Raw genomic sequence first — 24263 nt, 5'->3', positions numbered from 1 at the left:
CTCCCCCAGTAGGGGGCGTAACAAACCTAGCTAGACAGCGGTTGGCTGACGAAGGCGGGATATTGCGCTGCGTAAGCCATTCGCGACAAATCTGCCTCTATCATCAATTTCGATGTTGACCTAGCATCCGATTGCCTTTCTGATCTTTACTTACGGAGGTCGGGTGCACATCCCCCACAAGGTTGGCCTTGCCATGCCCAAAACCGGGCTAGTAAGGTGCCGAACGGCCCTCACCATAGGGCTGGTGGCCACGCTGCTCTTTTCCACCGGCCATGCGGCCGAAGCTGCGATCCTTTCACCCGCGGCTCCCACCCCCACGACACTCAAAGCTCAGCCTGTCACTGAGCGGCCCGACCGTGTCTCGGCGGCCTTATCCGCACGCTTGCAAAAAAGCCGCGTCCTGGTCGCCGCGGAGACCACCGAGACGACGCTGACCTACGCCAACCCCGATGGCACTATCACGCTGGAAGCCTCCAGCGGGCCGGTCAGAGTCAAGCAAGGCGATGCCTGGACCGCCATCGACACCAACCTTGTCGCCAAAGATGGGGTGCTCAAGCCTAAGGCCGCGCTCGCCAACGTCACGTTCTCCGGTGGAGGTGAGGGTAAGCGTCTGGCCGTACTGGAGCGTTCCGACAAGCAGTCTTACGCCCTCACTTGGCCTGCCCCACTGCCGGTCCCAAAGGTGGAGGCCAATAGGGCCACCTACTTCGACGCCGCAGGCCCTGGAGGCGACCTCGTTGTTACTGCCCTACCGACTGGGTTCCGCTACGACGTCGTTTTACGCGAACGTCCGACTGGACCCGTCGAGTACAAGATCAAAATAAAGACAGAGGGATTGAAGCTCGCCGAGACCGATCAGGGCGGGCTGCAGCTCACCGATACCAAAGGCAAGACCGTCGCTTCGGCCTCTGAACCGGTCATGTACGACACCCCAACGAGTCTGCCTGCCCAAGAATCGGCAGCACCGACTGGGAAGGCCAAACCCACCGCCAAGCTTGGAGCGATCGATACCGAGGTCATTGCCGATGGGGACCAGCAGACGCTCGTCCTCAAGCCCGACCCGAAGTTCCTCGCTGACCCGGACACCACCTACCCGGTGACGGTAGACCCCACCACGACGCTGCCGCTCCTGGCTGACATGACGGTGTTCTCCCAAGGCGGGTTTAGTCAGAGCCTCACCGTCGGCAACAGCGACAGCGACACCGCCCGGACTTTCACCCGTGGACTGCTGAAGTTCGATACCAGCGCACTGACGAGTCAAGTGGTCACTGATCGCGGCTTGAGCTGCAAAGCGGGGGTGGTTGGGGATGCGTGACGGGACAAACCGTCAAGGCCCAGCGCATCACCAGCGTGTGGAGTGATCGCAGTCCGACTTGGTCCACCACGGCGACCTCGGAGGGCGAACAGCCAGCGCGTGAGCCCGGCACCTGCACATCGCCTGGGAGCGTCCCGTCGGGAACATGGACGTGGAACCTCACCGACATCGCGCGCGCCTGGGCCGGCGGCGCCTCGTCGTACGGCGTCATGCTGCGGTTGGCCACCGAAAGCCCGACCCCCTTCGTGAATCAGTACGACCGCGTCTTCGACGCCTCTGAAGACGCCGGAACCGGTGGCATTCCACCCAAGCTGATCATCACCTTCGGCTCGACACCGTTCACCGGCCAGTTGAGGACAGCACCTATAGCCACCGGGCTCGATGGTGTGGTGTACACCAACGCCACATCCCCAACGCTCGTTGCCGACGTGCGGGATCCTGATGGAGGGCTGATCCGGGCCGAGTACGAGGTCGAGCATGACCCTGATGCCAACCAGGGCGCCGGGCTGGTGTGGTCGGGCAGCGTGGACAGCGTGACCTCGGGTACTGAAGCGAAGATCACCGTTCCTGCCGGGAAACTTACCGATGGGCAGAAACTGCGCTGGAGAGCGCGCGCATTCGACGGCACCAGCTACTCCGCCTGGTCCGCCTGGCAGAAGGTGGCGATCGACGCAACGGCTCCGCCAGCGCCTACGATCAGCTGCGATGTGAAGGCCGATACGTGGTACCCGCGAGTCGGCGACGACCAGCAGGCAAAGTCCTGCGCCGTCAGCGGTCTCAAGGGCAACAACGCCTACCTGTGGAGCCTGGACGACCCGGCGGCCTTCAACATCGTTCAACTCTCGAGGGTCGACTCCGAGGTCAACGACAACCAGTCGCTGGCGATGCCCACCGTGAACGACGGATGGCACACGCTGTACGTGAAGATCCGCGACAACGCGCACAATACCTCGACAGTGGCCACCTACAGCTTCGGCATCGGCCAGGGAGGATTCGTCAGTCCCAAGCCGTCGGCAGTCGTCCAACGCCAGGTGACCCTGTCGACCGCGGCGGCCGGGAGCAGGACCACGGTTCGGTACGAGTACCTGGACATGGGCATGTTCAAGCCCATCCCTACCACCGACGTCATGCCAGCAGGCTCGTCGACCCCGATCGGGAGCTGGCCGCAAATGCGGACCGACACCACCAAGAACTTCGCCGACCTGACCTGGGACGTGCTCAAGACCGTTCGAGGCGCAGGCAGGAGATTCATCGAGGGCGGCTGGGAGATCCGCGCTTGTTTCGGCGGCGCCGGACAGACCGAAGCCTGCACCAAGCCCGCTGTCATCACCGTGCAGCAGTCGGCCTTCAACCCCTCCCAGGCGACCGCCGAGGTCGGCCCAGGAACCGTGGCCCTGCAGACCGGCGACTACGCAATCAATAGCACCGACGCGAGCCTGTTCGGCATCGCCGTGTCCCGCACGCACACCAGCCTGATCACCGACTCCACCAACCCACTGTACGAGCCCGGCCCGGTCGACGAGTGGAAGATCTTCGGCCCCGACTGGCGGGCAGGTTTCCCCTCCGCGCCGTCAAGCGTCGCCGAGTTCGAACCGCTGGGCGACGGATCACAGAACACTCTCACCTTCACCGGAGCCGATGGATCAACACTGACCTACCTCCGCAACGGTGACACCTTCGCCGGGGTGGGAGACGCCGCAGACGGCTCGCGAGTCGGGATGAACCTCAACGGGGAGCAACTCACCGTCACTGAGGCTACCGGCGCCAAGACCACTTACACGCGGCTCAACGGCCGCTGGGTCGTCGCCCGCACGCAAGGCCCCGCCGAAGAGTCCACCGTTCTGTACTTTCGCGACTTCCAGGGCCGCATCACCCGCATCCTGGCACCCACCGCCAAAGGCGTGACCTGTGACATACTCCAGGCCGGATGCCGCGCACTCGAACTGTCCTACGCGCCCTCCACCACGGCCACTGGCGTCGCCTCCGGCTGGGGCGACTTCAAGGACCAGGCCAAGACCGTGTCCTTCACCGCGTTTGACCCGGAATCGAACGCGATGAAGACCACCGTGCTCGCCTCCTACCTGTACGACTCGACAGGGCGCCTGCGGCAGGTCACCGACCCGCGCACCAGCCTGTCCACGGTCTACTACTACACCGGCGAAGGCCGCATCTCACAGATCACTCCACCTGGGCTGGCGCCCTGGCGGATGGAGTACGACATTCGCGGCAGACTGGCGAACGTACAGAGAGAAGGCGGCGACACCGACCCGACCCAGGCCGTCGCCTACGACGTGCCCATCGGCGGTACAGGAGCGCCAATCGACCTTACGGTGACGCAAACGGCGAAGTGGGGCCAGGCAACGGATCTGCCGGTGGTGGGTGCGGCGGTGTTTCCCGCTTCTCACGTGCCAGCCCGAGGTTCAGGCGGCGTTTACACTCCTGTATCTGGTGATTGGGAATACGGGGGACTCGTCTATACAGACGTCAACGGACGCCCTGTCAACATCGCTTCCTTCGGAGCGGGGGCGTGGCAGATCGCTACGACCCGCTATGACGATAAGGGCAACACGGTATGGGAGTTGACGCCCGGCAACCGTGCCCAGTCCCTCATCTCCAGCGTGGACACTGATTCGTATGTGGCCGGACGCACCAGCTCGGTAGAGCGGGCCAACCTACTCTCCACAATCAGTACCTTCAATGCCGATAGCGACCCGCTGACAGTGACGGAACCGGCCAGGCAGGCGCAATTAGCTGACGGCAGCCTGGTCTCCACGCGCAAGCACACGTCCACCACTTATGACGAGGGCAAACCCTCCGCCTCGACTGTGTACCACCTGGCCACCACGACCAAAACCGAGCCCATCGTGCTGGACGGCAGCGCCATCCCCGCGGCGGCGGACGTGCGCACGATCAAGACCGGCTACGACCCGGTTGCGTCCGGGGACACGTCGGGCTGGAATCTGCGCCAGCCCATCAGCACCACCACGGTCATGCCCGGCCAAACCGACATCGTCAAGAAGACGCGCTACGATGCGGCCGGGCGAGAAATCGAGCGTCGGCAGCCGACCTCGACCGGCAACGACGCTGGATCGACGGCAACCGCCTATTACACCGCAGGAGCGCATCCGGCGGTGACCGCGTGCGGCAACAAGCCGCAATGGGCGGGCTTAGCCTGTCGGCGCGCCCCCGTGTCGCAGCCGACCGGTAAACCGCTTCCGGTCGCCACTATCGCCTACGGTTACTACGGCGATGCCACCAGTACTGTGGAAGCAGTCGGTACGACGGTACGCACGGCCACCACGACCTACGACACGGCCGGACGTCTGTCCAAGACGAAGGTGGAGGTGACCCCCGCCAGCGAAGGCGGCACCCCAGTATCCCAGAGCACCATCTCCTACGACCCCGCCACCGGCCTTCGCACAGGCGTCACAGCCGGGACACTCACGCTCACAAACGGCTATGACAACTTCGGACGCCTGGCCGCCACCACCGACGCCGACGGCAACGCCACCACCATTGGCTACACCCTCGACGGGCAACTGGCTTCCACCATCGATGCCAAAGGCAGCACCACCTATACCTACGACGGCACCGATGCCGCTGGCCGCGCCGAACGCCGAGGATTGCCCACCGCCATCACCGCCGAGCGGGTGGGAACCTTCACCGCCGCCTACACCGGCGACAGCAAACTCGCCGTACAGGGCTACCCGAACGGGCTGACCGCGACCCACGGCTACGACAGCGCGGGATTCCACAGCAGTGTCGTCTACGCCAAGGGCTCCACACCTTGGCTCGCCTACCACGACGCCAGTGACATCAGCGGCAAGGTGGTCCAATCCGACGAGAACCTGGGCAGCACCCAGCGTTATACCTACGACGGCGCCGGACGCCTCACGAAGAGCATGGATGCTACCAACAGCTCATGCACCACGCGCCAATATAAGCTGGACCTCAACAGCAATCGCACAAGCCTTGACGCCTTCCCAGGCGATGCCGGCGGCGACTGTTCCACCAGCACCACGCCCGTCACCAAGGCCAGCAGCTTCGACACGGCTGACCGCATCATCAACACCGGATACGTCTACGACACCTTCGGCCGTACCACCATGGTGCCCGCTGCGGACGTAACCGGCGGAGCCAACCTGACCATCGGCTACCACGCCAATGACATGGTCGCCTCCCTTACCCAGAGTGGCACGACCAAGACCTACGGCCTCGACCCCCGCGGCCGGATCCGTACCATCAACACCGCCACGCAAACGGGCAGTTTCGGCACGATCGTCAACCACTACACTGGCGGCAGCGACAGCCCCTCCTGGATCGTCGAGGCTGACGGCAACTGGACCCGCAACATCACCGCCTTCGCCAGCTTGGCGGCCGTCGAACGCAGCGGCGGCGGCGCCCAGCTCACGCTTACCAACCTGCACGGGGACGTCGTCGCCACCTGCGACAACAACGCGAACGCCGGCGTCTCCGCCTACTTCGGCTACACCGAGTACGGGCCGCGGAAGACCGGCAGCAGCGACCCGGGGCGATATGGCTGGCTCGGCCTCCACCAACGCTCCAGCGGTGACAGCCTCGCCGGTCTTATTCTCATGGGGGCACGCCTTTACAACCCGACAACGGGACGCTTCCTTCAGACCGACCCCGTCATGGGAGGCAGTGACAATCCCTACGAATACGCCAGTCAAGACCCGATCAACAATCTCGATCTCGATGGCCAAAAGACGAAGCCAAAAAAGACGGGTAAAGTCACAGGAAAGAAGGGAAATCAAAACGGGTGGATATGCGGTGTCGCTCAAGGATGGTACGGGACCAAGAACTACTGCAATATCTATCTGGACAGAGCGCACGCGAAGAAGCTGATCGACGCACTGGACGGTACAACAGCGATCGCCGGCGTCTGTGCTGGAATATCGGGAGCTGTGGCGTTTTTTGCCCCGCCAAGCGCCCCCGTAACGGGATCAATTGCAGCAGGATGCACCGTGGGAGGCGCTCTAACGGGACTGAGTAAATGGGCTCTCCAGCATGCTCTGGACAGCACCGAGGACAAAGGCATAAAAATAGTCTTCGGTGTGCAAAACGGCTTTCCATTCGGCTACATCACCCATCAGTAGAGAGTTCTATGGAGAAATTAAATCCGAAGCTGCGATATGCGCTACTAGCATTTGATCTAGTCGGGCTGGCCATGATCGTCACTTCTATCGTCATGCGCGTAACCGGCGGCACAAACTCCAGCGTCATGGTTCAACTGCTGCTGTATGTTGGGCTGATTATTGTGCTGCTGGCCTTGGCGGCCATGTTCGCTGCGGTCTCCTGGAACCGCCGGAATAGACGTCGTCGCTGATCTCGGCGATCCATGCATGGTCGAGCCGAGCCATCTCGGCTCGACCACCAGGCCGACCGTGTCTCCCTGAGCGAGAGTCACAGCGAGTCACATATGAGTAACGCCCCCCGTCTTGTGGATCTCCTGGCTGATGGGCCGCGCCGCCTGAGCGCCAGCAGGGCGGTCGCCCCGCGACTACAACGCCAGTCTGGACCGCTTCCTCAACCTCGACACTTACAACGGCGCCTCGGTGCCCTCGCCCTCGATCCCCGGACCGCCAACCGCTACGCCTTCAGCGGCGGCAACCCCATAACTCGACGGATACATCCCTGGCGAAAAGGGAACGGCTCGCCACCGACGTTCTTCCGGCATTGTGGGCGTCCTCGTCGTAGCCGCTGGGTGCTCGTCCGCAGGTGTTTGCCCTCGGGTGCTGTGGTGCTTTGTGCATAGGTGGGCTTGTCCGTCCTCAGGCGCCGTGGACAGATGTTCGTCCATCCACAGAACCCGATTCGGCGCCCACCACAGCCCGGTCCCTCACCCATCCTGGACGGTGTGAACGACCCTCACCCTGAGCCCTCCCCACCGACCATCTCCTCCCCGCAGCCCTCTCTGGCGGAGCGGACCCGGCGCGTCACACGGTCGGCCCCCCCAGGCGGTCGCCTGCCGCCGGACAGCCGCCCACATCTGGGGCCTGCACGTGCTGAGCCTCGCCACCACCGAAGATGACTGGCCGGTGGAGCTCATCGCCCCCGGCCACCTGGCGATCCCCGGCTGTGTCACCCACGTGACCACCCTGCCCGCCGACGACATCACAGAGCACAAGGGCGTCCGCCTCACCACCCGGGAGCGTACGGCCCTCGACTGCGTCCGCTGGCTTCCCCGTCTGGAGGCTGTGGCCGCCCTGGACCAGTTCCTCCGTCACGGAGTGGACCTGGAGGCCCTGTGGCACCAGTCCACCTCCTGGCACCTACGCGACACGCTCAGCCTGGCCGACCGGGGCGCCGGTTCACCCCGGGAGAGCTGGTTGCGCGTGATCCTCGTGGACGGCGGCCTGCCCAGACCCACCACCCAGGTCCGTGTCGCCCTGGCGGACGATCGCTTCGCCTACCTCGACCTCGGCTGGCCGGAGTTCCAGGTGGCGGTCGAATACGACGGTCAGCAACACCACACGTCGGCCGCCGACCAACTCCGCGATGAGCAGCGCCGCGCAGAGCTGCGTGCACGCGGCTGGCGGGTCATCGTTGTCCGCCGGGACGTCATCCCCGGCCAGACCGCCGACCTGCTCCACCAGGTGGCGGACACCCTCATCCAGCAAGGCTGGCAACCAGGCGCCCGCCAGACGATCCGCATCCTCGCCCGCATCAGAGCCGCCCGCCGACGCCGACGGTTACCTGGCGCGGGCGAGGCCGCCCGTACACCACACCACATCAGCCACCAGACCGGCGAGCCTCTCGCTTGGCGAAACGCTCTTGCTCGGCGGCTGCACTGGCGGCGCGGTGCGATCCAGCAGAGTGGGCCACGGTCAGTTCACACCGGCCATCTATGCAGGAGCGCCGTACCCGGCCCATCGAAATGGTCTGGATCAAACCGATGGCCCAGCAGGTCGGACACCCTCGCAGGGCGAGCAGACCAGCCGGCGCGAGCAGCAAGCCACCCAGTCCGACCACCGGAATCAGGGCGACCGAACCGACCAGCGCGCCGAACCCCATCACGCCGCGCACCAGGTGCCGCGGCAGAGAGGCGCTGGCAAAGCTGCGATCGTCAGTCATCGTTGTCTCCCATAGCTGTGCCAGGCGTGCCCTGCAGCGTGTGGTGCACCGTGGCGCGGGCGCGATGCAAGCGCGACTTCATCGCGGCGGTGCTGAGGCCGAGCGCGTCGGCGACCGCCCGTCCGCGATAGCCGAGAACGTCTCGCATGATCAAAACGCGCCGCTGATCGGCGGGCAGAGAAGCGATCGCCGCCGCCACCCGGCCGGCTTCCAATCGCTGCAGTACCTCTTCCTCGGCCGACCACACGGTGGCGTCCACGACCGGTTCGTGGCGTTGTACCAGTAGCCGCGATCGCCGCAGGCACTCGTTGCGGACGATGCGAAACATCCACGACGCCAGCGCCCCGGACGCCCGCAACGTCCCGATCTTGCGGTACAGGATGATCAACGCCTCCTGCGCGGCGTCTTCCGCATCTTCCGGCGAGGCACACATCAGGTGGGCGAATCGCTGCACGTGCGGGTGCGCGCCGGACACCAACGCGGCGATCGACTCGACGTCGCCATCCCGTGCGGCGACGACCAGCTGCTCAACCGGCCAACTCACCTCAGCCACGCGAACGACTCCGCCGACGCAGCACCACGACGGTGCACGCGCACAAGAGCACAGCCGCCACGACGGCGATACCTACGAGCATGACAACCTCCTGAACCTGTCCCGACGCTGTTGTCGGTACAGGTATAAGAGGCGCGAACCTCATCAAAGGATTCACCCTGCACCCCAAGGCCGGCAGCGGCTCCGCCCGTGCGTGTGGACGCGCCTACGCGCGGCCCTGACCGCCGCCGACACCGGCCGGGTCGCGTACCTCCACAACGTCCAGCCTGCCTGGCCGCCCACGCCTTGACTGGGGCAACCTCGCACGATGCCGGATTTCCCCGACGACGACATCACGCAGCATAGGGGCGTTCGCCTCACCGCCCGGGAGTGCACGGCCCTTGACTGCGTCCGCTGGGGCCTCACGCCTTGCGAAACGCAGCCGCCGAGCATCCACTGCATGTCCCCATTCCCGAGCGACTGTGGCCATCCATGGCGGGATTTGCCGTCGTTGGTAAGGAGAGCGGCCTGCCAGCATGTCCGGATGCGGGCTGGCAGGCCGTTTCAGGTTGCTAGGGCAACCCATGTCCTATGTATTCGCCGGTATCAGTAAGTGTGGCAGGGGGAGCCGTGAGATTCCCAGTCGGCGGTATTAGGGTTGTAATACCAGAGCTTGGCGCAGAGCCGCTTGCCGGCGACTGACGCATGCGAGCAAAACTTCTGTCCCTTGGTGCCGCCTCTGTATTGGTAGTCACCGGTTCCGCCGTACCGTGCACCATTCGAGGCGTACCATATGTCTATGTGGTAGGTCCCGTTATTGCCGGAGTTTTGCTGGACGCCGACCCGATTGTCGGCACTTACGCCGATCCACATCCAGCCGTCGTTTTCGGCCAACGCGGGTGACGCGCCGACGGTCGCGACCGTGCCGGCGAACAGCACGCCGAGGGCTGCGCCGATAATGCTCCGGCGAACGGAGCGGCGGGACTTCGATCTCGTTTCCACAGAAAGCTGCGTGGGTCGTCCAGTCAGAATGGCGATGGTCTGAGATGACACGAAACCGCCGCTACTCATGACCTTCCAGCATCCGATAATGCGGAGACCAGGACAGCCGCCGGACATTTAGCGGGGATCGGGAAATAGGGCCTTCGGTCGACCGGGGCCATGTTCTCGGTCGGTCACGACGCGTGATCATCGGTTGGTGACTGCCTAAAGGTTTAGTTTAACTGCCATGAAAGACACCGATCTCGTCGGAGTGCAGAAGACCCTCAGCCCCGTCCTCAAGGCCAAAGCACTGGACAACCGACTGCCGGACCCGATCCTCGGCGACGAATACGCCGAGCAGGCGATGCGCCGCCTCGACCCCGGCTACGACAAGCGCAGATTCGGCACCAGCCAGATGGGCCTTGCCGCCGTGGTGCGCACCAAGGCTCACGATGACTGGGCCCGAAGCTTCCTCGCCGATCACCCCGACGCGGTGGTGCTGCACCTGGGCTGCGGCCTCGACGCCCGGGTGTACCGGATCGACCCACCCGCCATCGTCGACTGGTACGACCTGGACTACCCCTCCGTCATCGAGCTGCGGCGACAATTCCTGCCGCCGCGCGAGCACTACACCCTGATCGACTCCAGCGTCACCGACCTGACCTGGCTGGAACGCATCCCCCGCGGGCGGCCGGTGCTGGTGATCGCCGAGGGACTGGTGCCCTACCTGACCGAGACCGACGTCCGGCGGCTGCTGACCAGCGTCGTCGAGCCTTCCCCACGGGCCAAATACAGTTCGACACGGTGCCGGTCTGGGCGTGGCGCATCTCGAAATGGGATCCCACGCTGCGCAAATACGGCACCCAGTTCCACTGCGGCTTCAACGACCCGGCGGAGCCGGCCGATTGGCACCCGCGGCTCGAATACGTCGACGAGACGCCGATGTTCGACTCGCCGGTGCTGATGGCCAAGGCGCCCGCGAGGACACGCCGCATGTACCGCCTCCTGAACCTGCTGCCGGGCATGAAGCGGTCCAGTCGCATCGTGCGGTTCCGCTTCTAATGCGGCCGATGGTTGGTACTGCGGCCGTTCGCCGCGTTCCATCTCCTCATCCAGCCCCACAGATAGTTGGGCATCGGATCCATTGCATCGTCATCGACCTCGGGTCGGGGCCGGTGGGTCAACAGTCAGGTGATCCGTTCTGAGCGACGAACGCTCTTGGGGTTCAAGACAACGTTCAGGTTGGTCGGCGCTTGACCTCAACTGTGGTTGGGGTCCCAGAATCGCTGATGGCGGGGCGGTGCGGCCGGCTGGGCCGGTCGGAACGCGGCCGCATGTCGTGGATCGAATCTCATCCCAACCATGGAGATGTTGTCATGACCAAAGTCATCGTCATCGGCGCCACCGGCAATCAGGGAGGCGCGGTCGCCGACCTGCTTCTGGAACGCGGTCACGAGGTGGTGGCGTACGTCCGCTCGGTGGAGTCGCCCGCCGCGAAGGCGCTGTTTGCCCAGGGAGCGCAACTCGCCACCGGCGACCTCGCCGATCCCGACGGGCTCCAGAAGGCATGCACAGGCGCCGACGCGGTTTTCGGCTTCTCGGTGCCGTTCGGCGAGGGCGGCAAGGACGCGGAGGTCGCGCAGGGACGTCTGCTCATCGACACCGCCGCTCGCCTCGACATCCACCTGGTTTACTCCTCCGTGCGGGGCGGCGACCGGCTCGTGGCCACCAACATCGGCCACGCCGACAGCAAACAGCTCATCGAGGCCTATTTGCGCGAGCAGCCGGTGCGGGCGACGGTGCTCGGCCCGGTGTACTTCATGGAGAACGTGCTCAACCTCGGCTTCAGCCGGCTCGGGGAAGGCATACTCGCCAACCCACTTACTCCCGGCAAGCCGCTCGACCAGGTGAGCGTCCTGGACATTGCAGGTATGGCCGTACATGCCGTTGAGAACCCCGACGAGTTCGTCGGTGAGCGGATCGACATCGCCTCCGACCGCGTCACCGGGCAGGAAGCGGCACGGATGCTGAGCGAGGTGCTCGGCCGGGAGATCCCCTACCAGCAGATGCCACTCGATATGGTGCGGCAGTGGGCCGGTGAGGGGGTGGCCGCGATGTTCGAGAACTTCGAGAACAACACCGACTTCCTTGACATCGAGGCTCTGCATGCCAAATACCCCACCGTGCGCTGGCACAGCTACGCCGAGTGGGCCAAGACGGTGGATTGGGACAAAATCCTCGCGGGCTAGATCAGCCTGCACCGGGACGGGGCGGGGCGTGGTCCCGGACATGTAGGTAAGGAAGGACGGATTCCGCCGGCCACAACGCGAAATCCGTCAACTCATCCTGAAGACCGACAGCTCGGGACCTAGGACGACCCACGACAAACACCACACCGTGATCTGCTGGACGGTCTTGTCCCGCGTGTCGTACAGCTCCTGGGCGAGGGCGGCCTGGTCGGCAGTGAGCTTGGGCCGGCGTCCGCCGACCCGGCCGCGGGTACGGGCGGAGACCAGTCCATCGTGTTGGCCACGATCGGCTCGGCCAGGACCGACAACATGCCGAACATCGGCCCAAAGCCATGGAAGCGGGCTTTCGTCGGCAAATGGAGCCGAGGCGAATACCAGTAGAGCCCTGACCTGCGAGTGGTGAGGCCTCTTGGGTATGTCCGCTGGCCGTTGGGGGCACTATTCAGCATCAGGAAAGTCAATCTCTTCACCAGCTACGGGTCGGCCGGCTCGCGATCTCCCACGGCGGCCAGCCGGCCAAAAGGGCCGGCTGGCCGGCGATCAGCCCATGCAGCATCAGTCCATGACGACTGGCAGTTCCTTGATGCCGTTGATGAAGTTCGACCGTAGGCGCCGTGCCTCTCCCGTCTGCCGCAACCGGGGATACCGCCGGGCCAGTTGCTCGAACAGCACCCGCAGCTCCAGCTTCGCCAGGTGATTGCCCAGGCAGAAGTGTGCCCCACCGCCGCCGAATCCGATGTGCGGGTTCGGGTTGCGGCCGATGTCGAATACCTCGGCGTCCGGGAAAATGGAGGTGTCCCGATTCGCCGACGAGTAGAAGACCACGACCTTGTCGCCCTCGGCGATCTGCTGGCCGCCCAGCTCCACGTCCGCCGTGGCCGTGCGCCGGAACAGGTTCACCGGTGACACCCACCGGACGATCTCGTCGGACGCCGTGCTCGCCAGCGTGGGGTCCGCGACCAGTCGCTGCCACTGCTCGGGGTGCTCGAAGAGGGCGAGCATTCCGCCGGAGGCCGCGTTGCGGGTGGTCTCGTTGCCGGCGACCACCAGCAGGAGGACGAACAGGTCGAATTCATCCTCCCCGAGCGTCTCACCGCTCTTCTCGTCGGGCTGGATGAGCTTGGTGACGATGTCGTCGCGCGGGTTCGCCTTGCGCTGGGCGGCCAGCTGGTTGGCGTACGCGTACACCTCCATGGCCGCCGCGCCGCCCTCGTCCGGTGAGGTGGCGTAGTCGGGATCCTGCGCGCCGATCATGCGGTTCGACCAGTTGAAGATCTTGTCCCGGTCCGCGACCGGGGCGCCGAGCAGTTCGCAGATCACGTAGAGCGGCAGCGGAGCCGCCACCTCGGTGACGAAGTCCGCCTCGCCCGAGCATTTGTCGAGAAGGTCGTCGCAGATATCCCGGATGTGCTGTTCGAGCGCTCCAATCGTGCGCGGTGTGAACCCCCGGTTGACCAGCGAGCGCCGCCGCGTGTGCTCCGGTGGGTCCTGGTTGAGCATCATCAGCCGCTGGAGCGCCCGCTGGTCCTCGGTGACCTCGTTGAACAGTGCCAGTTTCCTGGACGAGGAGAAGAGGTCCGAGCGCCGGGACACCTGTACGACATCGTCATATCGGGTGACGGCCCAGAAGTCGGGCTCGCCCTCGTGCCGGTGTACGGGATCGTTGTCGCGCAGCCAGCGCAACTGCTCGTGTGGCGGGCCGGAGGTTGCGTAATGGTCCTGGTCGACGAGGTCAATATGCACTCGAGCTCACCTCGGGCCTGTGGAGTGATCAAGCGCTTGGTTAAGCACCTTATTGAAACGTGTTCTATTACGTGCTGCGGCCTCAGTCAACCGCCCGCCCCGCCATCATCCCGATCCCCCTGCCGTTCCAGCCCACCTGAGCCCCCAGGCCGGCTCTGTCATGCCTGAGGCCGACTCATCTTGTCTGCTCGTCCGTGATCATGCCAACCTGTCCGCCCATCCGTCCAGCGGCCCCGCTCTTGCTCTCTCAGCTCTCTCTCAGCTCTCCCTGGGGTGCTGTCCCACGGCTCTCTCCAGGCTCCCTGGCGGTCCTTTCGTTCGTCTCGGCGTGTGTACGGCGCCGTCCGTCTCTCGTCCTGCCATGCGGTTGCTGGGCTGCGGTGTCTGTCGGCGCCGCTTGGCTCGCTTCCGGCTCCCTCTGCTGCTCAGGTCTGGTGGTCCCTGGCGCGCTGACTCCAATGGTTTCCGGGAGGTCTGTCGCGTGACCGTCTCAGTCCCTGTGACGGTCCGTGGAGGGTGGGGACCATGGAAGAGACGCACCGAACAACTCACAGCCCGGCACCTCCCGTCGCGTCGATGACCCGGCCTGTCACCCAGCGCGCGTCGTTGGAGGCGAGGAAGGCTACGATGTCGGCCACGTCTTCCGGCTGTCCGACCCGGCCAAGGGCGGCCAGCGACGCCGCGTGTGCCTCGGCCTCCGGATTGCCCCGCAGCCAGGCCGCATTGACATCCGTGTCGACGATCCCGGGGGCCACCGAGTTGACCGTGATGCCCCTTGGGCCGAGCTCCTTGGCGAGGTTGAGGGTGAAGGTGTCCAGTGCGCCCTTGGTGGCGCCATAGGCGATGATCTCCGGCATGGCCAGGCGGGCCGCACCGCTGGAGATGTTGATGATCCGGCCTCCGTCACGCAGGCGCGACAGCCCCTGCTGCACGATGAAGAACGGCGCACGCACGTTCACGGCGAAGATCTCGTCGAAGCCGTCCTCGGTCAACGAGGCCAGCGCCGCGCTGCGCCCTATGCCGGCGTTGTTGACGATGATGTCGAGCTTCCCGTCGGACGCGTGGTCTTTGCCCGCGGTGTCGAAGGCGGCCCAGAGGCGCCTCGCGTCGCCGTGCCGTCCCAGCTCGGCGCGTAGTGCGAAGGCCAGCCCCCCGTTCTTCCGGATTCGCTCGACGGTCTCGTCGACCGCCGTCTCGTCCCGGGCGTAGGCGACGCCGACGGCGGCACCGTCCCGGGCGAGTCGTTCGGCGATGGCCCGACCGATGCCTCGGCTGCCGCCCGTGACCAGCGCGACCTTGCCTTCAAGTGCTTCTGCTGCCATGGCTGTTGACCGCCTCTCCATTTCTTGAGCGATGACTCAAGAATGAACGTAGCACGCTTTCTTGAGCGCTCGCTCTAAAATCAAGGGCATGAATGGACCAGGCGTGAAGCGCGGACGGCCACCGGCGTTCGACCGCACGACGGCCCTGGCAGCCGCGACGCGACTGTTCTGGGAGCACGGTTACGAGGCCACCACCATCGGCGAGCTGACCCGGGCGATGGACATCAAACCCGGCAGCCTGTATGCGGCGTTCGGGGATAAGAAATCCTTGTTCAAAGAGGTCGTCCACGCTTACGGGCTCTCTCCCGTCGGTGCGTTCATCGGCACCGCCCTGGAAGAGGAGCGCACAGCCCACGGCGCGTTCCGCCGCATCCTTCGCGAGGCGGCCGCCGTCTATCCCGACCCCTCCCACCCGGCCGGCTGCCTGACCATCAGCGCCGCCACCAACGTCACGGTCCAGGACGCCGACATCTCGACATTCCTGAGCGACCTCCGCAACGCGAACCTGGCCGCCTTCGAAACCCGCCTGACGACCGCGCAGCGGCAAGGCGAGCTATCCGCCGCAGCCAACCCTCGCGCCCTGGCCGCCTACTTCGCCGCGATCATCCAGGGCATGTCACAGCGGGCCCGCGACGGCGCCACGGCCACGGAGCTCACCGAAACCGCGGAACTGGCACTGGCCGCCTGGCCCCCAGCGCAAGGCTGATCGCCGCCCGGCAAGAAAACGACCTACGGCTGGAGTGATAAAGCGATCACCGCCTGCGGTGGGATTCCAACCGTTTGCCGGACAGTCCTCGGTTTTGGGGTTGGTGTGGTTGGTGGCGTCGCTGGGTTGCGAGGGTGAGGGTCGGGAGTGGGGGAGGGCTGGTCGTGAGGGATGGGGGATGGTGTCGTACGTGGGGCATTGTGGGGATTCATCGGGTGTTTGAGGGGCTTTGGCGGGGGTTTACCCGTTAAGTGGGGCTTGTGGTGGAGGCGGATGGGGAAGGCTGCGAGGTGGGTGAGCCCCGGTTCGCCCGGCGATTTATGCTAGACCTCCGAGGATCAACCCGTTACGCAGGTGAAAGGAGTCCGGGATGGGGAACGGCGCCCATCCGATGTCTGTGACGGCCATGCAGTGGCCCATCGCGCAAAGGGTGGGCGAAGCTCGCTCCTGCAACCGTTTGTAATGCGACTTCAGCGCCACTCTCGACCTCTATGGATCCGATGTATCGCGCGTGGAGGCTTGACAGGCCCTACCCAGGCCGACCAGCATCATGCTAGATACATCCGATGTATAACTTAAGGATGCGGTGTGAAGCTGCTGCGAGTAGGACCTGTCGGCCAGGAGCGTCCGGTGGTGATGGACGGCGCCGGTAACCTGCGCGACATCGGAGAGCCCGAGATCGATGGGGCTTTCCTCGCTTCCGGGGGAGTGGCGCGCGTCCGCGACGCGCTCGAACGTGATGCGCTGCCCGTGATCGCGGCCGAGGGGCTGCGCATCGGAGCTCCGGTCGCGCGGCCAGGCAAGATCGTCTGTATCGGGCTGAACTACAGCGACCACGCCGCCGAGTCCGGAGCGGAGGTTCCGGCGGAGCCGGTCGTGTTCATGAAGGCCGCCAACACCATGGTCGGCCCCTACGACGAGGTGCTCGTACCGCGGAACAGCCTGAAGACCGACTGGGAGGTGGAGCTGGCCGTCATCATCGGTAAGCGGGCCCGCTACCTGGGCAGTCGGGAGGAAGCGCTCGACGTCATCGCGGGGTACGCGGTGGCCAACGATGTCTCTGAGCGGGAGTTCCAGCTGGAGCGGGGTGGCCAGTGGGACAAGGGCAAGTCGTGCGAGACGTTCAATCCGCTCGGGCCTTGGCTGGTGACCGCCGATGAGGTGGCCGACCCGCAGAATCTGACCATGCGGCTGTCGGTGAACGGTGAGGTGCGCCAGGACGGCGCCACCAAGAACATGATCTTCGATGTGGCGGAGATCGTCCGGTATCTGAGCCAGTTCATGGTGCTCGATCCCGGTGATGTGATCAACACCGGCACCCCGGCCGGGGTCGCCATGGGGATGCCCGGCCAGCCGTACCTGCGCGCGGGTGACGTGATGGAGCTGGAGATCGAGGGGCTCGGCCGCCAGCGCCAGACGGTGGGCCAGGCATGACGACTCCCGACGGACAGAAGAGCTTCCGGCAAAAGAGCTACCGGATCGTGGAGTTGGAGACGCACGACATCCGCTTCCCCACCTCCCGCGAGCTCGACGGCTCCGACGCCATGAACCCCGACCCCGACTACTCCGCCGCTTACGTGGTTCTCAAAACCGATGACGGCTACGAGGGGCACGGGTTCGCGTTCACCATCGGGCGCGGCAACGACGTGCAGACCGCGGCGATCAGCGCCCTCGAGTCCTACGTGATCGGCCGGGACGTCGAGGACCTGGGCGCCCTGTACAAGGAGATGGTCTACGACTCGCAGCTGCGCTGGCTGGGCCCCGAGAAGGGCGTCATGCACATGGCGATCTCCGCCGTGGTCAACGCGCTGTGGGATCTGAAGGCGAAGCGGGCGGGCAAGCCGCTCTGGCGGCTGCTGTCCGAGATGACCCCCGAGGAGATCGTCGATCTCATCGACTTCCGGTACCTGAGCGACGCCCTGACGCCCGAACAGGCCCTAGAAATCCTGAAAAAAGCGGAAAAGGGGAAGGCGCAGCGGGTCGAGGACATCAAGCGCGAGGGGTACCCCGCCTACACCACTTCCCCGGGCTGGCTCGGCTACGACGACGACAAGCTGCGCCGGCTGTGCAAGGAGGCGCTCGACGCCGGCTTCGGCCAGATCAAGCTCAAGGTGGGCGCCGACCTCGACGACGACATCCGACGTTTCCGGGTGGCCCGCGAGGTGTGCGGGGCCGACTTCCCCATCGCGATCGACGCCAACCAGCGCTGGGACGTGGGCGCGGCCATCGACTGGGTGAACGCTCTCCAGCAGTTCAACCCGCACTGGGTGGAGGAGCCGACCAGCCCCGACGACGTCCTCGGCCACGCCGCCATCGCCGCGGGCATCAAGCCCATCCCGGTGGCCACCGGCGAACACGTGCAGAACCGGATCGTGTTCAAGCAGCTCCTGCAGGCCGGCGCGATCTCGTACCTGCAACTGGACTCTGCCCGGGTCGGCGGTGTTAACGAGAACATCGCGATCCTGCTGCTCGCGGCCAGGTTCGGCATCCCCGTCTGCCCGCACGCCGGCGGCGTCGGGCTGTGCGAGCTGGTGCAGCACCTGTCGATGTTCGACTATGTGGCCGTGACCGGCACGATGGACAACCGGGTGATCGAGTACGTCGACCACCTGCACGAGCATTTCGTCGACCCCGTGGTCATCCAGGACGGCCGCTACGCCGCCCCCAGCGCGCCGGGCTTCAGCGCGGCGATGCACCCCGAATCGATCGCCGCCCACACTTTCCCCGGCGGCGAGGTCTGGAGGGACGCATGAGTCTCAAAGCGATTGTCACGGGCGGCGGAGCCGGTATCGGCCTCGCCACGGCCACGTTGCTCGTCGAGCGCGGTATGAAGGTCGCCTGTTTCGACATCAACCCGCCCGGTGACCCGTTCATCGGCATCAAGGTGGACGTCACGGACGACGTCGGCGTACGCGCCGCCGTGGCCGAGGCGGCCGAGCGGCTCGGCGGCATCGACATCGTGGTCAACAACGCGGGCATCGGGGCACAGGGTACGGTCGCCGACAACCCCGACAGCGAGTGGCAGAAGGCGTTCGACGTCAACGTGTTCGGCATGGTCCGCGTGACCCGGGCGGCGTTGCCGTACCTGAGGAAGTCGGAGCACGCGGCGGTGGTCAACACGTGCTCGATCGCGGCCACCGCGGGCCTGCCGAACCGGGCGCTCTACAGCGCGACCAAGGGCGCGGTGCTGTCGCTCACGCTGGCGATGGCGGCGGATCACGTACGGGAGGGCATCAGGGTCAACTGCGTCAATCCTGGCACAGCGGACACCCCGTGGGTCGGCAGGCTGCTCGACGCCGCCGACGACCCGGTGGCGGAGAGGAAGGCGCTGAACGCCAGGCAGCCGATGGGCCGCCTGGTCAGCGCGCAGGAGGTGGCCGCGGCGATCGCCTACCTGGCCGGGCCCGAGGCCGGCGCGACGACCGGCACCTCGCTCGCGGTCGACGGCGGCATGCAAGGGCTGCGGCTCCGGCCGGTCAACTAAGCGGGCCGGTCGAACCGGTCGACCAAGCCAGTCGAGGGCCGGTCAAGCAGAGGCATTCGAGCAAAGGAACCCCCCAACCATGAAGTTCGGTCCTTTAGCCGCAGGCGCGGCCCTCCTCGCGGTCATCACCGCGTGCGGTTCCGGAGGTCAGACGGAAGCCGGAGGAGGCGGCGGGAAGGTCGGCATCGACCACCCGCGCGCCGACTCCGACTTCTGGAACTCCTACATCAAGTACGTCCCGCAGATGGCCGGCGAGCTCAAGGTCGACCTGATGCCCGCGACCAACTCGCAGAACGACGTGACCAAGCTGGTCAACAACGTTCAGGCGCTGACCGGTCAAGGGGCCAAGGCGATCGTGATGGCTCCCCAGGACACCGGCGCGATCGCCACGACCCTCCAGACGCTGGCGAACAAGAAGATCCCCGTCGTGACCGTCGACACCCGGCCGGACAAGGGCCAGGTCTACATGGTCGTACGCGCCGACAACCGGGCGTACGGGACGAAAGCCTGCGAGTTCTTGGGCGAGAAGCTCGGCGGCAAGGGCAAGGTCGTCCAGCTGATGGGCTCCCTGAGCTCGATCAACGGGCGCGACCGGGCCGAGGCGTTCCGCGAGTGCATGAAGACGAAGTTCCCCGGGATCACGGTCTTCGAGGAGCCGACCGAGTGGGAGGGCAGCAAGGCCGCGTCCATGCTGCAGACCAGGCTGGAGCAGAACCCGGATATCAAGGGCATCTATATGCATGCCGGTGGCGTGCATCTAGCCCCGACGCTCCAGGTGCTGAAGCAGAAGGGGCTGCTCGTCCCGCCGACCGATGCCAAGCACGTGTTCGTGGTCTCGAACGACGGCATCCCGCAGGAGTTCGAGGCGATCCGCAAGGGCGACATCGACGCCACGGTGTCGCAGCCCGCTGACCTGTACGCGAAGTACGCCCTCTTCTATGCCAAGGCGGCGATCGACGGCAAGACCTTCAAGCCGGGACCGACCGACCACGACAGCACGATCATCCAGCTGCCGAACGGCCTGGAGGACCAGCTTCCCGCCCCCCTCGTCACCAAGGACAATGTCGACGACAAGAACCTATGGGGCAACCAGGTCAAGTAATGAAAAATCATGTTGAAGCCCGAAATGTCGTGAAGCGCTTCGGCCCCACCACGGCGCTGAACGGCGCGGGCATCGCGATCGCCGAGGGGGAGACCCACGCGCTCGTCGGCAGGAACGGCGCGGGAAAGTCCACCCTGGTGTCGATTCTCACCGGGCTTCAGCGGCCGGACGAGGGCGAGGTGCTGTTCTCAGGAGAGGCGGCGCCCGCCCTCGCGGACCGCGACGCCTGGCGGCAGCGGGTCGCCTGTGTGTACCAGAAGTCGACGATCATCCCGGCGCTGACCGTCGCCGAGAACCTGTTCCTCAACCGCCAGACCACCGGCGGAATGATCAGCTGGCGGACGCTCCGGGCAAAGGCCCGCGAGCTGCTCGCCACGTACGAGGTGGAGGTCGACGCGGAGGCACTCGCGGGCGACCTGAACGTCGAACAGCGGCAGCTCGTGGAGATCGCCCGCGCGCTGTCGTTCGGCGCGCGGTTCATCATCCTCGACGAGCCGACGGCCCGGCTGGACGGCCCGGCCATCGAGCGGCTGTTCACCCGCATGCGGGCGCTGCGCGAGCAGGGCGTGACGATGATGTACATCTCCCACCATCTCGATGAGGTGTACGAGATCTGCCAGAGTGTCACCGTCTTCCGCGACGCCCGGCATGTCATGACCAGACCGGTCGCCGAACTGCCGCACGACGAGCTGGTCTCGGCGATGACGGGCGAGGCCACGGCGGCGTACGAGGCCAGGACGCGCGCCGCCGCGAACGGCGCGGTGGTCCTGTCGGCCGAGAGGCTGTCGCTGGCCGGCCGCTTCCAGGCGGTCGACCTGGCCGTCAGGAGCGGCGAGGTGGTCGGCCTGGCCGGATCCGGCAGCAGCGGCAAGGTCGGCCTGGCCGAAACCCTGGTCGGCCTCCGCAAACCCGACTCGGGCTCGGTCACGGTCAACGGCACCCAGGTCAGGCCGGGCGACGTAACGGCCGCCCTGGGCGCGGGCCTCGGCTTCGTGCCGGAGGACCGCCACCGCGAGGGCTTCGTCCCCCTGCTTTCGGTGGGGGAGAACGGCACGCTCCCGATCGCCCGCAAGCTCGGCAGGTACGGCGTCATCTCACCGGCGAGACGCCGGAACAAGGCTTTGCAACTGATCGAGGACCTCGACATCAAGACCGAGGGGCCCGACCAGCCCGTCGGCGATCTGTCGGGCGGAAACGCGCAGAAGGTGGTGTTCGCGCGGGCGCTGGTCGACGACCCGGCCGCGTTGGTGGTGATCAACCCGACCGCGGGCGTCGACGTCAAGGCCAAACAGGCCCTGCTCGGCGCCGTCGAGGACGCGGTCGAGCGGGGCGCGGGGGCCGTGCTGGTCTCCGACGAGCTCGACGACCTGCGCATCTGCGACCGGGTGCTGGTGATGTTCCACGGCAGGGTCGTGAAGGACGTGCCGCGTGGGTGGACCGACCATGAGCTCGTAGCCGTGATGGAAGGCATTGAAGAGTGACAACCACACTGACCGCGCCGACCCCGAGGGTGCGGCTCGCCAGGTTCCGGGACCTCACGCTGGTGCCGGTGATCCTGATCCTGCTCGTCGTGGGCGCGTTCCTTGACCCGATCTTCTTATCCGTCGGCAACCTGACGAACGTGCTCCAGCAGCAGGCGTCGATCTCGCTGCTGGTGCTGGCCGAGGCGCTGATCCTGATCGCCGGCAAGTTCGACCTGTCGCTGGAGTCGACGGTCGGCATGGCTCCGGCGATCGCGGTGATGCTGGTGATCCCGGCGTCGGCCGGCGGGTTCGGGCTCGGCCTGCCCGGGCCGCTGGTGATCCCGCTCTGCCTGCTGATCGGGGCGGCGATCGGGGTGTTCAACGGGTTTCTGATCATCAAGTTTCAGCTGTCGGCGTTCATCGTCACGCTGGCCATGCTGATCATCGTGCACGGCCTGCAGCTGGGCCCGACCGAGGGCAAGACGCTGTTCGAGCTGCCCGACTCCATTCTCTACCTGGGCAGCGCCATCTGGCTCGGCCTGCCGGCGGCGATCTGGATCGCGGCGGTGCTGTTCGCGGCGGGCATCGTCGGACTCGGCTACTTCCGGCTCGGACGCTCGCTGTACGCGATCGGCGGCAACGCCGACGCGGCGCGGGCGGCCGGCATCCGGGTGGACCGGGTGCTCTGGGGCGTCTTCATCCTCGGCGGCACGCTGGCCGCGCTCGCCGGCGTCCTGGAGACCGGCCGGCTCGGCGCCATCGGCTCCAACCAGGGCGTGGGCTGGATCTTCATGGTGTTCGCCGCGGCCGTCATCGGCGGCGTCAGCATGGACGGCGGCAAGGGCACGATCCTCGGCGCGCTCACCGGCGTGCTGGTGATCGGCCTGGTCCAGAACATCCTCACTCTCAAGGGCGTCTCCGGTTTCTGGCAACCGGTCGTCTATGGGTGCATCATCCTGATCGCGCTCATCATCAGCCGGATCGCCGGCGGAAAGGCCCAGGACTGATGGAACGCATCGCACTGCGTACCCGGCTCAAGCCCGGATTCGAGGAGACCTACGACCGGGAGCACGCGAGCATCCCCGCCGAGCTGGAGGCGGTCATGCGGGCCAACGGCGTGCACTCCTGGCGCATCTTCCGCGACGGACTCGACCTGTTCCACTTCGTCGAGGTCGACGACTACGCCGCGCTGCAGGCGGCGCTCAAGGACGATCCCGCCGACCAGGCGTGGCAGATCCAGATGAACCGGCTGCTCGACGGCGAGTTCGACAAGGGCGCCGGCGGGCTCGCGCTGGTCTGGGAGATGACGTGACGAATGGTGACCTGGAGAACGACATGATCGAACTGCCTCGCCACGGCTTCGGAGCGGCGCCGATCGGCGGCCTCTTCGAGGCGGTCAGCGACGAGCAGGCGCGCGCGACCGTGGACGCCGCCTGGTCTCATGGCGTACGCCTGTTCGACACGGCCCCGCACTACGGGGTCGGCCTGTCCGAACGCCGTCTCGGCGCCGCGCTCGCCGACCGCAAGGGCTACGTGCTCTCGACCAAAGTCGGCCGCCTACTGGTCCCCTCCGCCTCGGGCGGCCGCGACGAACAGGGCTTCGACGTACCGGCCGCTTTCGAGCGCGTCTGGGACTTCTCGGGCGACGGCGTGCGGAGATCCCTGGAGGAGTCCCTGGCCCGGCTCGGCCTGGACCGCGTCGACATCGCCCTGATCCACGACCCGGACGCCCACGCCGACCAGGCGATCAGCGAGGCGTACCCGGCGCTGGCCGAGCTCCGCTCGCAGGGCGTGATCGGCGCGATCGGCGTCGGCATGAACCAGTGGCAGGTGCCGCTGCGCTTCGTCCAGGAGACCGACATCGACGTGGTCATGCTGGCCGGCCGCTACACGCTGATCGACCAGTCGGGGCTCCCGCTGCTGGACGCCTGCGTCGAACGGGGCGTGCGCGTGCTCGCGGCGGGCGTCTTCAACAGCGGCCTGCTGGCCACCTCCACCCCCGGGGGCACCTACAACTACGAGCCCGCCCCCGCCGAGGTGCTCGACCGCGCCAGACGGATCGCCAAGATCTGCGAGAGATACGGCGTGCCGCTCCCGCAGGCGGCCATGGCCTTTCCACTCCGGCACCCGGCGGTCGCCTCCATCGTCATCGGGGCCCGCTCGCCGGAGGAGGTGGCGACCAACGCCGCGCTCTGGGAGCGTCCGGTGCCCGACAACCTGTGGTCGGAACTGGAGGCCGAGGGGCTTCTCTCGCGGCCGGCCTAGCGTGGA

At 66.2% G+C, this 24263-nt stretch carries 19 protein-coding genes and 1 pseudogene; 15 read left to right on the top strand and 5 right to left on the bottom strand.

What is annotated here, in order from left to right; translation table 11 throughout:
• Positions 1–244: 244 nt before the first annotated feature.
• The 4 genes and pseudogenes from LDL49_RS17845 to LDL49_RS59180 all read left to right on the top strand — a co-directional run.
• On the top strand, positions 245–1315 hold the full coding sequence (locus tag LDL49_RS17845) for a hypothetical protein (RefSeq protein WP_225292187.1): 1071 nt from the start codon (positions 245–247) through the stop codon (positions 1313–1315).
• Complete coding sequence (locus tag LDL49_RS58390) at positions 1312–6432, top strand: RHS repeat-associated core domain-containing protein (RefSeq protein WP_225292186.1); 5121 nt, start codon at positions 1312–1314, stop codon at positions 6430–6432. Before LDL49_RS17845 ends, LDL49_RS58390 begins: the two co-directional genes overlap by 4 nt.
• An 8-nt stretch (positions 6433–6440) precedes the next feature.
• The gene (locus tag LDL49_RS17835; protein ID WP_225292185.1) at positions 6441–6662 is read left to right on the top strand and encodes a hypothetical protein; all 222 of its coding nucleotides are present in this window, start codon (positions 6441–6443) and stop codon (positions 6660–6662) included.
• 676 nt (positions 6663–7338) lie between these two features.
• Positions 7339–7881 (top strand): annotated as a pseudogene (locus LDL49_RS59180) (type IV toxin-antitoxin system AbiEi family antitoxin); the annotation flags it as partial.
• A gap of 187 nt (positions 7882–8068) precedes the next feature.
• Here the strand turns inward: LDL49_RS59180 and LDL49_RS17825 are convergent.
• The 3 genes from LDL49_RS17825 to LDL49_RS17815 form a co-directional block, all read right to left on the bottom strand.
• Positions 8069–8410 (bottom strand): hypothetical protein, encoded by a 342-nt coding sequence (locus LDL49_RS17825; protein WP_225292259.1) that lies wholly within the window; start codon positions 8408–8410, stop codon positions 8069–8071.
• Positions 8403–8963 (bottom strand): RNA polymerase sigma factor, encoded by a 561-nt coding sequence (locus tag LDL49_RS17820; RefSeq protein WP_225292184.1) that lies wholly within the window; start codon positions 8961–8963, stop codon positions 8403–8405. The genes LDL49_RS17825 and LDL49_RS17820 overlap by 8 nt, the downstream gene beginning before the upstream one ends.
• Before the next feature lie 585 nt (positions 8964–9548).
• Positions 9549–10013, bottom strand: coding sequence for a hypothetical protein (locus LDL49_RS17815; protein WP_225292183.1), 465 nt, complete (start codon positions 10011–10013; stop codon positions 9549–9551).
• A gap of 157 nt (positions 10014–10170) precedes the next feature.
• On the opposite strand from LDL49_RS17815, the gene LDL49_RS17810 reads away from it, so the two are divergent.
• Positions 10171–10887, top strand: coding sequence for a class I SAM-dependent methyltransferase (locus tag LDL49_RS17810; RefSeq protein WP_225292182.1), 717 nt, complete (start codon positions 10171–10173; stop codon positions 10885–10887).
• 412 nt (positions 10888–11299) lie between these two features.
• Complete coding sequence (locus LDL49_RS17805; RefSeq protein WP_225292181.1) at positions 11300–12172, top strand: NmrA/HSCARG family protein; 873 nt, start codon at positions 11300–11302, stop codon at positions 12170–12172.
• A gap of 555 nt (positions 12173–12727) precedes the next feature.
• Here LDL49_RS17805 and LDL49_RS17800 read toward each other — a convergent pair.
• Together LDL49_RS17800 and LDL49_RS17795 are read right to left on the bottom strand one after the other, a co-directional pair.
• A complete protein-coding gene (locus LDL49_RS17800) occupies positions 12728–13915 on the bottom strand; it encodes a cytochrome P450 (RefSeq protein WP_225292180.1) in 1188 nt (395 codons plus the stop codon).
• 548 nt (positions 13916–14463) lie between these two features.
• Positions 14464–15237 carry an SDR family oxidoreductase gene (locus LDL49_RS17795; protein ID WP_225292179.1) on the bottom strand — a complete coding sequence of 258 codons (774 nt, stop codon included), beginning with the start codon at positions 15235–15237 and terminating at the stop codon, positions 14464–14466.
• A gap of 103 nt (positions 15238–15340) precedes the next feature.
• Here LDL49_RS17795 and LDL49_RS17790 point away from each other — a divergent pair, with 103 nt between their 5' ends.
• The 9 genes from LDL49_RS17790 (at position 15341) to LDL49_RS17750 (ending at position 24257) form a co-directional block, all read left to right on the top strand.
• On the top strand, positions 15341–15943 hold the full coding sequence (locus LDL49_RS17790) for a TetR/AcrR family transcriptional regulator (protein ID WP_225292178.1): 603 nt from the start codon (positions 15341–15343) through the stop codon (positions 15941–15943).
• Between the two features lie 588 nt (positions 15944–16531).
• Complete coding sequence (locus LDL49_RS17785; protein WP_225292177.1) at positions 16532–17377, top strand: fumarylacetoacetate hydrolase family protein; 846 nt, start codon at positions 16532–16534, stop codon at positions 17375–17377.
• Positions 17374–18696 carry an L-fuconate dehydratase gene (locus LDL49_RS17780; RefSeq protein WP_225292176.1) on the top strand — a complete coding sequence of 441 codons (1323 nt, stop codon included), beginning with the start codon at positions 17374–17376 and terminating at the stop codon, positions 18694–18696. Before LDL49_RS17785 ends, LDL49_RS17780 begins: the two co-directional genes overlap by 4 nt.
• Positions 18693–19427 (top strand): SDR family NAD(P)-dependent oxidoreductase, encoded by a 735-nt coding sequence (locus LDL49_RS17775; RefSeq protein ID WP_225292175.1) that lies wholly within the window; start codon positions 18693–18695, stop codon positions 19425–19427. The genes LDL49_RS17780 and LDL49_RS17775 overlap by 4 nt, the downstream gene beginning before the upstream one ends.
• 79 nt (positions 19428–19506) lie before the next feature.
• On the top strand, positions 19507–20529 hold the full coding sequence (locus LDL49_RS17770) for a sugar ABC transporter substrate-binding protein (protein ID WP_225292174.1): 1023 nt from the start codon (positions 19507–19509) through the stop codon (positions 20527–20529).
• Between the two features lie 29 nt (positions 20530–20558).
• Positions 20559–22010, top strand: a complete 1452-nt coding sequence (locus LDL49_RS17765; protein ID WP_225292173.1) for a sugar ABC transporter ATP-binding protein — start codon at positions 20559–20561, stop codon at positions 22008–22010.
• Positions 22007–22999: an ABC transporter permease gene (locus LDL49_RS17760; RefSeq protein WP_225292172.1), complete on the top strand. Its 993-nt coding sequence runs from the start codon at positions 22007–22009 to the stop codon at positions 22997–22999. Before LDL49_RS17765 ends, LDL49_RS17760 begins: the two co-directional genes overlap by 4 nt.
• Complete coding sequence (locus tag LDL49_RS17755; RefSeq protein ID WP_225292171.1) at positions 22999–23304, top strand: L-rhamnose mutarotase; 306 nt, start codon at positions 22999–23001, stop codon at positions 23302–23304. The genes LDL49_RS17760 and LDL49_RS17755 overlap by 1 nt, the downstream gene beginning before the upstream one ends.
• On the top strand, positions 23301–24257 hold the full coding sequence (locus LDL49_RS17750; protein WP_225292170.1) for an aldo/keto reductase: 957 nt from the start codon (positions 23301–23303) through the stop codon (positions 24255–24257). Before LDL49_RS17755 ends, LDL49_RS17750 begins: the two co-directional genes overlap by 4 nt.
• Positions 24258–24263 lie beyond the last annotated feature (6 nt).

Source organism: Nonomuraea aurantiaca, from assembly GCF_020215705.1.
GTDB classification, from domain to species: Bacteria; Actinomycetota; Actinomycetes; order Streptosporangiales; family Streptosporangiaceae; genus Nonomuraea; species Nonomuraea aurantiaca.
This window is presented reverse-complemented; position numbering and strand designations above follow the sequence as displayed.

Coding starts and splice junctions, on each gene's coding strand:
- LDL49_RS17775 (WP_225292175.1), top strand. CDS start 18,693: ATGAGTCTCAAAGCGATTGTCACGGGCGGCGGAGCCGGTATCGGCCTC.
- LDL49_RS17780 (WP_225292176.1), top strand. CDS start 17,374: ATGACGACTCCCGACGGACAGAAGAGCTTCCGGCAAAAGAGCTACCGG.
- LDL49_RS17825 (WP_225292259.1), bottom strand. CDS start 8,410: ATGACTGACGATCGCAGCTTTGCCAGCGCCTCTCTGCCGCGGCACCTG.
- LDL49_RS17815 (WP_225292183.1), bottom strand. CDS start 10,013: ATGAGTAGCGGCGGTTTCGTGTCATCTCAGACCATCGCCATTCTGACT.
- LDL49_RS17805 (WP_225292181.1), top strand. CDS start 11,300: ATGACCAAAGTCATCGTCATCGGCGCCACCGGCAATCAGGGAGGCGCG.
- LDL49_RS17770 (WP_225292174.1), top strand. CDS start 19,507: ATGAAGTTCGGTCCTTTAGCCGCAGGCGCGGCCCTCCTCGCGGTCATC.
- LDL49_RS17755 (WP_225292171.1), top strand. CDS start 22,999: ATGGAACGCATCGCACTGCGTACCCGGCTCAAGCCCGGATTCGAGGAG.
- LDL49_RS17810 (WP_225292182.1), top strand. CDS start 10,171: ATGAAAGACACCGATCTCGTCGGAGTGCAGAAGACCCTCAGCCCCGTC.
- LDL49_RS17795 (WP_225292179.1), bottom strand. CDS start 15,237: ATGGCAGCAGAAGCACTTGAAGGCAAGGTCGCGCTGGTCACGGGCGGC.
- LDL49_RS17835 (WP_225292185.1), top strand. CDS start 6,441: ATGGAGAAATTAAATCCGAAGCTGCGATATGCGCTACTAGCATTTGAT.